The organism is Amycolatopsis sp. NPDC031561 (assembly GCF_055580625.1).
Genome location: NZ_JBVILA010000002.1, coordinates 691,967 through 701,176, shown reverse-complemented (window position 1 = coordinate 701,176; position 9,210 = coordinate 691,967). Strand labels below are relative to the sequence as shown.

13 protein-coding genes are annotated in these 9,210 nt (G+C 66.2%); all 13 read right to left on the bottom strand.

The window, feature by feature from the left end; all coding sequences use genetic code 11:
* Nucleotides 1-3 precede the first annotated feature (3 nt).
* Nucleotides 4-567, bottom strand: a complete 564-nt coding sequence (gene rplQ / locus ACZ5IK_RS09065) for a 50S ribosomal protein L17 (RefSeq protein WP_034304270.1) — start codon at nt 565-567, stop codon at nt 4-6.
* A gap of 75 nt (nt 568-642) precedes the next feature.
* Nucleotides 643-1,716, bottom strand: coding sequence for a DNA-directed RNA polymerase subunit alpha (locus tag ACZ5IK_RS09060; protein WP_005166811.1), 1,074 nt, complete (start codon nt 1,714-1,716; stop codon nt 643-645).
* A 127-nt stretch (nt 1,717-1,843) separates the two neighbouring features.
* Complete coding sequence (gene rpsD, locus ACZ5IK_RS09055; protein WP_184899070.1) at nt 1,844-2,449, bottom strand: 30S ribosomal protein S4; 606 nt, start codon at nt 2,447-2,449, stop codon at nt 1,844-1,846.
* 23 nt (nt 2,450-2,472) lie between these two features.
* Complete coding sequence (rpsK, locus tag ACZ5IK_RS09050) at nt 2,473-2,880, bottom strand: 30S ribosomal protein S11 (RefSeq protein WP_004558885.1); 408 nt, start codon at nt 2,878-2,880, stop codon at nt 2,473-2,475.
* Nucleotides 2,881-2,898: 18 nt separating this feature from the next.
* Nucleotides 2,899-3,084, bottom strand: a complete 186-nt coding sequence (locus ACZ5IK_RS09045) for a hypothetical protein (protein WP_034304268.1) — start codon at nt 3,082-3,084, stop codon at nt 2,899-2,901.
* On the bottom strand, nt 3,081-3,461 hold the full coding sequence (rpsM, locus tag ACZ5IK_RS09040; RefSeq protein WP_101612179.1) for a 30S ribosomal protein S13: 381 nt from the start codon (nt 3,459-3,461) through the stop codon (nt 3,081-3,083). Before rpsM ends, ACZ5IK_RS09045 begins: the two co-directional genes overlap by 4 nt.
* A 205-nt stretch (nt 3,462-3,666) precedes the next feature.
* Nucleotides 3,667-3,780, bottom strand: coding sequence for a 50S ribosomal protein L36 (gene rpmJ, locus ACZ5IK_RS09035; protein WP_004558882.1), 114 nt, complete (start codon nt 3,778-3,780; stop codon nt 3,667-3,669).
* Between the two features lie 36 nt (nt 3,781-3,816).
* Complete coding sequence (infA, locus tag ACZ5IK_RS09030; RefSeq protein ID WP_005166804.1) at nt 3,817-4,038, bottom strand: translation initiation factor IF-1; 222 nt, start codon at nt 4,036-4,038, stop codon at nt 3,817-3,819.
* A 468-nt stretch (nt 4,039-4,506) separates the two neighbouring features.
* Nucleotides 4,507-5,283, bottom strand: coding sequence for a type I methionyl aminopeptidase (gene map, locus ACZ5IK_RS09025; RefSeq protein ID WP_101612178.1), 777 nt, complete (start codon nt 5,281-5,283; stop codon nt 4,507-4,509).
* A 44-nt stretch (nt 5,284-5,327) separates the two neighbouring features.
* The gene (locus ACZ5IK_RS09020) at nt 5,328-5,882 is read right to left on the bottom strand and encodes an adenylate kinase (RefSeq protein ID WP_101612177.1); all 555 of its coding nucleotides are present in this window, start codon (nt 5,880-5,882) and stop codon (nt 5,328-5,330) included.
* Nucleotides 5,879-7,186 (bottom strand): preprotein translocase subunit SecY, encoded by a 1,308-nt coding sequence (secY, locus tag ACZ5IK_RS09015; protein WP_101612176.1) that lies wholly within the window; start codon nt 7,184-7,186, stop codon nt 5,879-5,881. Before secY ends, ACZ5IK_RS09020 begins: the two co-directional genes overlap by 4 nt.
* Before the next feature lie 322 nt (nt 7,187-7,508).
* Complete coding sequence (locus tag ACZ5IK_RS09010) at nt 7,509-8,141, bottom strand: LysE family translocator (protein WP_465487219.1); 633 nt, start codon at nt 8,139-8,141, stop codon at nt 7,509-7,511.
* A 50-nt stretch (nt 8,142-8,191) separates the two neighbouring features.
* Nucleotides 8,192-8,962 (bottom strand): hypothetical protein, encoded by a 771-nt coding sequence (locus ACZ5IK_RS09005; RefSeq protein WP_465487218.1) that lies wholly within the window; start codon nt 8,960-8,962, stop codon nt 8,192-8,194.
* Between the last annotated feature and the right edge of the window lie 248 nt (nt 8,963-9,210).

The following is a 9,210-nucleotide window of genomic DNA, read 5'->3' as shown; positions in this document are numbered from 1 at the left end:
ACGTCAGTCCTTCTTGCTGTCCGCGTCCGCGGCGGGGGCCTCAGCGGCCTCGTCGGCGGCGGGAGCCTCGGTGGCCTCCGGAGCCTCGGTGGCGGCCGTGTCGGCAGCCTCAGGGGCGTCGGTGGTCTCCTCGGCGGCCGGGGCGGCAGCCTTCGGCTCGTCCTTGGCGAACTTCGTCTTGCGCGCGGCCTCGGCCTCGGCGGTGACGGTCTTCTCGGCCACCAGCTCGATGACCGCCATGGGGGCGTTGTCGCCCTTGCGCGCCATCGTCTTGGTGATCCGGGTGTAGCCACCCGGACGCTCCGCGAAGAACGGGCCGATCTCGGCGATCAGCTTGTGCACGACATCCTTGTCGCGCACGATGCGCTGGATCTGACGACGGTTGTGCAGGTCGCCCCGCTTCGCCTTCGTGATCAGCTTCTCGGCCAGCGGGCGCACCCGCCGGGCCTTCGCCTCGGTCGTCGTGATCTTGCCGTGCTCGAACAGCTGGGTGGCCAGGTTGGCCAGGATCAGCCGTTCGTGCGCGGGCGACCCGCCGAGACGGGGTCCCTTTGTGGGGGTGGGCATCGGTTCTCCTCGTTCAGCTCACAGCTGGAGGCCGGGGCTCCCCCACCCCTACCGGTGAGGGAGCCGAAGCTGGCCTTACAGCTGCTCCGTCTCTGCGTAGTCCTGGCCATCGTCGTGGCCGTTGTCCGAAATTCCGTCCGTGATGCTGTCGACGCCCTCGGACCAGCCTTCACCGTCGTAGCTGGCCGCGGCCGCGGTCGGGTCGAACCCGGGCGGGCTGTCCTTCAGCGCGAGGCCGAGACCGACGAGCTTGAGCTTGACCTCGTCGATCGACTTCGCGCCGAAGTTGCGGATGTCCAGCAGGTCGGCCTCGCTGCGCGAGACCAGTTCGCCGACGGTGTGGATGCCCTCGCGCTTGAGGCAGTTGTACGACCGGACGGTGAGGTCCAGGTCCTCGATCGGCATCGCGTAGGCGGCGATGGTGTCCGCCTCCTGCGGCGACGGGCCGATCTCGATGCCTTCGGCGTCGACGTTCAGCTCGCGCGCGAGACCGAACAGTTCCACCAGCGTCTTACCGGCCGACGCGACAGCGTCCCGCGGCGTGATCGACGGCTTCGTCTCCACGTCCAGGATCAGCTTGTCGAAGTCGGTGCGCTGCTCGACACGGGTGGCCTCGACCTTGTAGGTCACCTTCAGCACCGGGGAGTAGATGGAGTCGACCGGGATCCGGCCGATCTCCGCGCCCGCCTGCTTGTTCTGCAGGGCCGGAACGTAACCGCGGCCGCGCTCGACGACGAGCTCGATCTCGAGCTTGCCCTTGCCGTTCAGCGACGCGATGTGCAGATCCGGGTTGTGCACGGTGACACCGGCCGGGGGCACGATGTCGGCAGCGGTGACCTCACCGGGGCCCTGCTTGCGCAGGTACATGGTGACCGGCTCGTCCTCTTCCGAGGAGACCACGAGCTCCTTGAGGTTCAGGATGATGTCGGTGACGTCTTCCTTCACCCCGGGAACGGTGGTGAACTCGTGCAGCACGCCGTCGATGCGGATGCTCGTCACGGCCGCGCCCGGAATGGACGACAGCAGCGTACGACGCAGCGAGTTGCCGAGCGTGTAGCCGAAGCCGGGCTCCAGCGGTTCGATGGTGAACCGGGAGCGGGTCTCGTTGACCGTCTCTTCGCCGAGAGCCGGTCGCTGGGAAATCAGCATCTTTCCTATTTCCTTTCCAAACGGCGCCCGCCATATGACACCGAAAGGGATGGCGACGCGGCGGCGCATTCCGAGCGCCGCCGCGCGAACCCATACCGGGCCGGAGGATCTCCGGCCCGGTGATGGATCACTTCGAGTAGAGCTCGACGATCAGCTGTTCCTGAACCGGAACGTCGATCTGAGCGCGCTCCGGGAGCTGGTGGACCAGCACACGGAGGTTGGACGGAACAACCTGGAGCCACGCGGGAACGGGACGTTCGCCGAACGACTCCTTGGCAGCGACGAAGGGCAGCATCGCGAACGACTTCGGCCGCACGTCGATGATGTCCCACTTGCTGACCTGGAACGAGGGCACGTTGACCTTGACGCCGTTGACCACGAAGTGACCGTGGCTCACCAGCTGACGCGCCTGACGGCGGGTGCGGGCGATACCGGCGCGGTAGATCACGTTGTCCAGACGGGACTCGAGGATCTGCAGCAGGTTCTCACCGGTCTTACCCGGACGCCGGACGGCTTCCTTGTAGTACCGGACGAACTGACGCTCGAGAACGCCGTAGGTGTAGCGAGCCTTCTGCTTCTCCTGCGACTGCAGGAGGTACTCGGACTCCTTGATGCGCCCGCGGCCGTGCTGGCCCGGCGGGTAGGGGCGACGCTCGAAAGCCTGGTCGCCGCCGATGAGGTCAACCTTGAGGCGACGCGAAATACGCGTCGCGGGGCCGGTGTAACGAGCCATTTCTTCTTACTCCTCCCCGTTCCTCAGACCCGGCGCCGCTTGGGCGGGCGGCAGCCGTTGTGAGGCTGCGGGGTCACGTCCTGGATGGTGCCGACCTCGAGGCCGGCCGCCTGCAGCGAGCGGATCGCCGTCTCGCGGCCCGAACCCGGGCCCTTCACGAAAACGTCGACCTTCTTCATGCCGTGTTCGGCAGCCTTGCGGGCGGCGTTCTCGGCGGCCATCTGCGCGGCGAACGGGGTGGACTTACGCGAGCCCTTGAAGCCCACGTGACCACTCGACGCCCACGCGATCACGGCACCGGTGGGGTCCGTGATCGAGACGATGGTGTTGTTGAAGGTGCTCTTGATGTGCGCGTGGCCATGCGCGACATTCTTCTTTTCCTTGCGGCGGACCTTCTTGGCCCCCGCCGCAGTACGAGACTTCGGTGGCATGTTCTGAGGGTTCTCCTGTTAGCGCGCGTTCTCTTGGTGAGCGGCGACCGCTTCGGCCTGGCCGCGACGGATGATCGATCCGGCGTCGGTGTACAGGTTGCGGAGCGCCATCGGGCGGGCGTAGAGCGCCTTGGGCGAGACACAAGCCGAGCCACGACGGCGGACGCCGCCCATCTGCACGACCTTCTTGCCCTGGACGCTCACTTCTTGCCAGCCTTCTTCTTGCCGGCGACCGTCTTCTTCGGACCCTTGCGGGTGCGGGCGTTGGTCTTGGTGCGCTGACCACGGACGGGCAGTCCGCGACGCCAGCGAAGGCCCTCGTAGCACCCGATCTCGATCTTCCGACGGATGTCGGCGTTCACCTCACGGCGAAGGTCACCCTCGACCTTGAAGTTCTCTTCGATGTAGACCCGCAGCTTGGCGAGGTCGTCATCGCTCAGATCCTTGACGCGAGTGTCCGCGTTGAGCTCGGCAGCCGCGACGAGCTGCTTCGAGCGGGTACGGCCGATGCCGTAGATGTAAGTCAGCGCGATCTCCAACCGCTTTTCGCGGGGGAGGTCTACGCCAGCGAGTCGTGCCATTGGCGTTGATGCTCCTTCATAGAATTCGTCTTCAGGTCTGCTCCCCGTCCGGTCCCGGGACCGACTCGCCTGTCGTGCCCTTGGCTCGCGCTTCGGGTGTCCCGGCCCCGGCCTGAAGTCCGGGGGTGAACCGGGCCGTTCACACGGCCCGGCAGGTGCGGGGAGATTGTGTAGCCGTCAATCCACTCTGAACGAGTGCGAGTGATCAGCCCTGCCGCTGCTTGTGCCGCAGGTTTTCGCAGATCACCATGATCCGGCCGTGACGGCGGATCACCTTGCACTTGTCGCAGATCTTCTTGACGCTCGGCTGGACCTTCACGTCTCCTGCTCTCCTGCTTGTGCTAACTCGTCGTGATCACTTGTAGCGGTAGACGATGCGACCACGAGACAAGTCGTAGGGCGAGAGCTCCACGACAACCCTGTCCTCGGGCAGGATGCGGATGTAGTGCTGCCGCATCTTGCCGCTGATGTGTGCAAGGACCTTGTGGCCGTTCTCCAACTCGACGCGGAACATCGCGTTGGGGAGCGGCTCGACTACGCGGCCTTCGACCTCGATGGCCCCGTCTTTCTTGCCCATGTCCTCCGCATTTCCTGTCGCTACGCTGTGTTATCAGTCAGAGCTTGAGTGCTTGGCTGGGTGGTGCTTCGGCACACTCCACCTCGGGTCCAATGTCCGTTCGCGAGAATTCACGAGCGCGCAGGATCCGGGCGCGATGAGTACACCGACTTGACAGTGTACGCAACCCGTGTCGTGAGCCCCAAACGGGGGGTAACCGTGTTAGGTGACCCGTGAGCCCACCGGTGGCGACCTCAACCATCGTACGCCTTCGCCGACGTGCGTTTAGCGGGCAAATCGCGCTCCGGCAGGCCTGTGACCTGGCGCGCTCGGCGGGCGAGGTGCACCCGATGAGGCCAACACCCGGGCGCCTCATCGGCGGGGCTCGGCACTGCGCCGGCCAGCGGGCGGACTCGCGTTCAGCGGGCAAATCGCGATCCGGGGGCCACTTGCGTTTAGCGGGCTAAACGCGATCCGGTGCCGCGGGGATCAGGCGTCTTCGGGGGCTGTCAGCACCCACGGGCCGTCATCGGTGATGGCGACGGTGTGTTCCCAGTGCGAGGCCCGCGAGCCGTCCGCGGTCACGACGGTCCAGCCGTCCTCGAGTTCGACGGTCTCACCGCCGCCACCGGTCAGCATGGGCTCGATCGCGAGCGCCATCCCGGTCTTGAGCCGCGGGCCCTTGCCCGGCTTGCCCAGGTTCGGCAGGAAGGGGTCCATGTGCATCTGGCGCCCGATCCCGTGACCGCCGTATTCGACGATCATCCCGTACTCGACGCCGTCGTCCCGGCCTGCCTTCTCGGCCGCGGTCTGCACGGCGTACGAGATGTCCGTGAGCCGGCCACCGGCAGCCACCGCGGCGATCCCCGCCCACATCGCGGCCTCGGTGGCCGCCGAAAGCGCCAGATCCGCCTTCGACACCTCACCGATCGCGAGGGTGACCGCGGAGTCGCCGTGCCAGCCGTCGAGGATCGCGCCACAGTCGACGGAGATGATGTCGCCGTCGTTCAGGACCTGCGTCTTCGAGGGGATGCCGTGGACGATCTGCTCGTTCACCGAAGCGCAGATCGACGCCGGGAAGCCGTGGTAGCCCTTGAACGAGGGCACCGCGCCGGCGTCGCGGATCGTCTGCTCGGCGAGCTCGTCGAGGTCGGCCGTGGTCGCCCCCGGCTTGGCGATCTCGCGCACCGCGGTGAGGGTGCGCCAGACGACCAGGCCGGCGGCCCGCATCGCCTGGATCTCACCCGGGGTCTTGATTTCGATCATGCGCCCACGGCGAAGCCGTTGCAGTACACGCAGTCCTCCGAGGTTCACGTGCGGTCGCGCAGCGCTTCCAGCACGCGGGCGGAGATCTCGTCGACCGAGCCGACGCCGTCGACCGTGACGAGGATTTCCGCGTAGTACTCGAGCAGCGGAGCCGTCTCGGACACGTAGATCTGCTGACGGCGGCGAATGACCTCTTCGGTGTCGTCCGAGCGGCCGCGGGACAGCAGCCGCTCGACGACGACGTCTTCGGAGACCTGGAGCTGGATGACCGCGTTCAGCTCGGTGTCGACCTCGCCGAGGATCTCGCCGAGGACGTCCGCCTGCTTCGTGTTCCGGGGGAACCCGTCCAGCAGGAAGCCGACCTTGGCGTCGGGCTCGGCGAGGCGCTCCCGGACCATCTCGTTCGTGACCGAGTCGGGCACGAGTTCGCCGGAATCCAGGTAGCGCTTGGCCTCCTGGCCCAGCGGCGTCTGCTCGCCCACGTGGGCGCGGAACAGATCGCCGGTCGAGATGTGCGGGATCCGGAGCTTCTCCGACAGTGCTACCGCCTGAGTACCTTTGCCCGCGCCAGGAGGGCCAACGAGAACCAGGCGCGTCACTTCAAGAACCCTTCGTAGTTACGTTGCATCAGCTGGCTTTCGATCTGCTTCACGGTGTCGAGACCGACACCGACCATGATCAGCACAGCCGTGCCACCGAACGGGAAGTTCTGGTTGTTCCCGCTACCGGTGACGGACAAGAAGAAGTTCGGAAGGATCGCGATGATGCCCAGGTACAGCGAGCCCGGCAGGGTGATCCGGCCGAGGACGTAGCTGAGGTATTCCGCGGTGGGACGCCCCGGGCGGATACCCGGGATGAAACCACCGAACTTCTTCATCTCTTCCGCACGCTCGTCCACGTTGAACGTGATCGTGATGTAGAAGTACGTGAAGAAGATGATCAACGCGAAGTACAGCAGGACGTGCGCCCAACTGGACTGGTTGACGATGTAGTTCTGGATGAAGACCTGCCAGCCGGAGTTGCTGTTGGCGTCGCCGACGAGGCGGGCGATCAGGTCCGGCAGGTAGAGCAGCGACGAGGCGAAGATGACCGGGATGACACCGGCCTGGTTCACCTTGATCGGCAGGTAAGTCGAGGTTCCGCCGTACATGCGGCGGCCGATCATGCGCTTGGCGTACTGCACCGGGATCCGGCGCTGGCCCTGCTCGACGAAGATGACGCTGGCGATGATCACCAGGCCGAACACGCAGATCAAGGTGAAGACCACCGGGCCGGCGCTGCTGAGGATGTTGCCACCCTCGATCGGGATCCGGGCCGCGATGTTCAGGAAGATCAGGACGGACATGCCGTTGCCGACGCCGCGCTCGGTGATCAGCTCACCCAGCCACATCATGACGGCGGTACCGGCGGTCATCGTGACGACGATGATGGCCAGCGTGTAGACGCTGTTGTCCGGGATGATCGCGGTTTCGCACTGCGGGAAGAGCTGCTTGCGGTCGGCGAGCGCCACCACACCCGTGGCCTGCAGGATCGCGAGCGCGATCGTCAGGTACCGGGTGTACTGGGTCAGCTTGCCCTGACCGGCCTGGCCTTCCTTCTTCAGTTCCTCGAACCGCGGGATGACCACGGTGAGAAGCTGGACGATGATGCTCGCCGTGATGTACGGCATGATGCCGGTCGAGAACAGCGAGAGCTGCAGCAGCGCACCGCCGCTGAACAGGTTCAGCAGCTGATAGACGCCCTCCTGCGACCCGGTCTCCGTACATTGCTGGACGGCGGAGTACGAGATGCCCGGGGCCGGAATGGTGGCACCGATTCGGTAGACCGCGACGATGGCTAGCGTGAACAGGATCTTCTTACGTAGATCCGGCGTCGCGAGAGCCGAGCGGAAGGCGCTGAGCACGCGGGGGACCTCCTCGGCGTCGTCGGCTGTCTTACCGACGATCGGCTTGGCCGACCTGGGGCCGGCGGGAACACACAGCTTTCTGGCACAAGCCAGGAACGCTTCGGGGCACACTCGTCCCGAAGCGTGTCGCCGACTCTAACAGCTTCACAGGGCGTGTCCGCAGTGCGTGTGGGTTTTCCGAACGAAGGTTGGTCCGCAGGGTTGATCGACTTCCGCATCTTGCTCCGGAACCTTGACAGAACGCCCTGTCGTACCTTGCTTTCCGGGCCCCACCAGATCGCGATTAGGGGGCTAAACGCACCGTGATCAGGGAGTGGGTTCAGGAGCTCGAAGCGGCGAGGGCGCCCGCCATACCGAGGAGCACGGCTCCGGTACCGCGGTCGACGTTGCGGGTGGCCCGGCGGGACAGCCGAAGCGACTTCACGAGCGTGCCGGCGCCGATGTAGGTCGCGCCCGCGACGAATTCGGCGAGCAGGTAGACGGCGCCGAGGATCGCGATCTGGCCGGAAAAGGAGCCGTGAACTGCGTCGATGAACTGGGGCACGAACGCGGTGAAGATGAGGATCGCCTTCGGGTTCGTGATCGCGACGACGAATTCCTTCCTCGCGATCCGCAGAGCCGGTACGGATTCGGTGCCCCGGGCTTCCTGGACCAGCGCGGTCCGGTCGCCGCGGAACGTCGACCACAACAGCCGTCCGCCGATCCAAAGCAGATAGGCGACACCTGCCCATTTGATCACCGTGAGTGCAAGTTCAGAGGCGGCGAGGAGCTGTCCGAGCCCTGCGGCGACGGCCGCGATCAACACGGTGAACGCGGCCAATCGGCCTAACAGCCCGGCGAGCCCTTTCCACGCCCCTTGGGTCATGCCGTGGTGCAGGCCGAGCAGATTGTTCGCCCCTGGCGTAAAAGCCACGAGCACCGCCGCCCCGAAAAAGACCATCACCCAAGTCATCGGCTACCTCCTCCCCCACCGTATCGGCCGAGGCGAGCGCGTTTAGCGGGCTAATCGCGCTCTTTCGGGCCGGGATCCGGCGGAGGAGCGAAGGCCGAGTAGTCCGGCGGCGGCTCGGGCCGCGGCTCCGGCGGGAGCACCGTGATGGAGATGCCGTCCTTGGGTGTGGGCATGTCCGCGAGACTCGGGTCGTCGCTCAGCGGGACTTGGGCCTCCTCGACGCGGTGACTCATGGCCGCGGCGCATGCTGAGGCAGCGACAGCGGCGAAGAGGGCCCACATCCCCGCTTCGAGCGTCGTCGTCGACTCGATTCTCGGCCCGATTCCTATCCCGATGCCCAGCATTCCTATGGTCACCACTACGCCGGCGAGGAACAGCGCCGCGGCGGTGGTCAGCCATCGGTCGAGTGCTCTCACTGGACACATATAGGCCGCCCGCGCGCTGACGATGACGGCGGCCAGGAGTAAGAGTGCGGAGACCAGCAAAGGGAAACCGACAGGCGTCGACGAGAGCCTGAAGGTCTCTCCCATCTGGATGACATCCGACCCCCACGCGCTCTGCACCGTCACCAACTCGAAGCTCTGGCCTGGATCGAAGTCGGTTCGGTGTTGCGACCGGAAGAGCGGGAAGAGACAGCCGAGAAGGGTCAAGACCAGCGCCAGGGCGGCGAGGCCTGCCGCGACCAGCCGGCGCGGCTCGGGCCGGTCGTACCGCGCGGGGGTGCCCACGACGTCCTCGGGACCGGGCACCGACACGACCGTCGGCGGGACGTCCGGCTGCTGCTGGAAGGGCTGCCGTTCCTGCCCGGAAGGTGTGTCCACCTTGCGATCCTCCCAGGTCAGGCCCGCAGCCGCCACGACCGGCGCTTGCGCCTTTAGCGGGCTAAACGCGATCTGAGCCTTGGGCACCTGGGCGACCACCGGATCGCGGTTAGCCCGCGAAAGTCGCGCCGACGGTCTGGGCCCGCGGATCGCGATTAGCCCGCGAAACGCAAGTCCACGGGAGGGCCAGGGAGAACGGACCGGATGACGATCAGCCCGCGAAAGTCGCGCCGGTGGAGCCCAGCCGA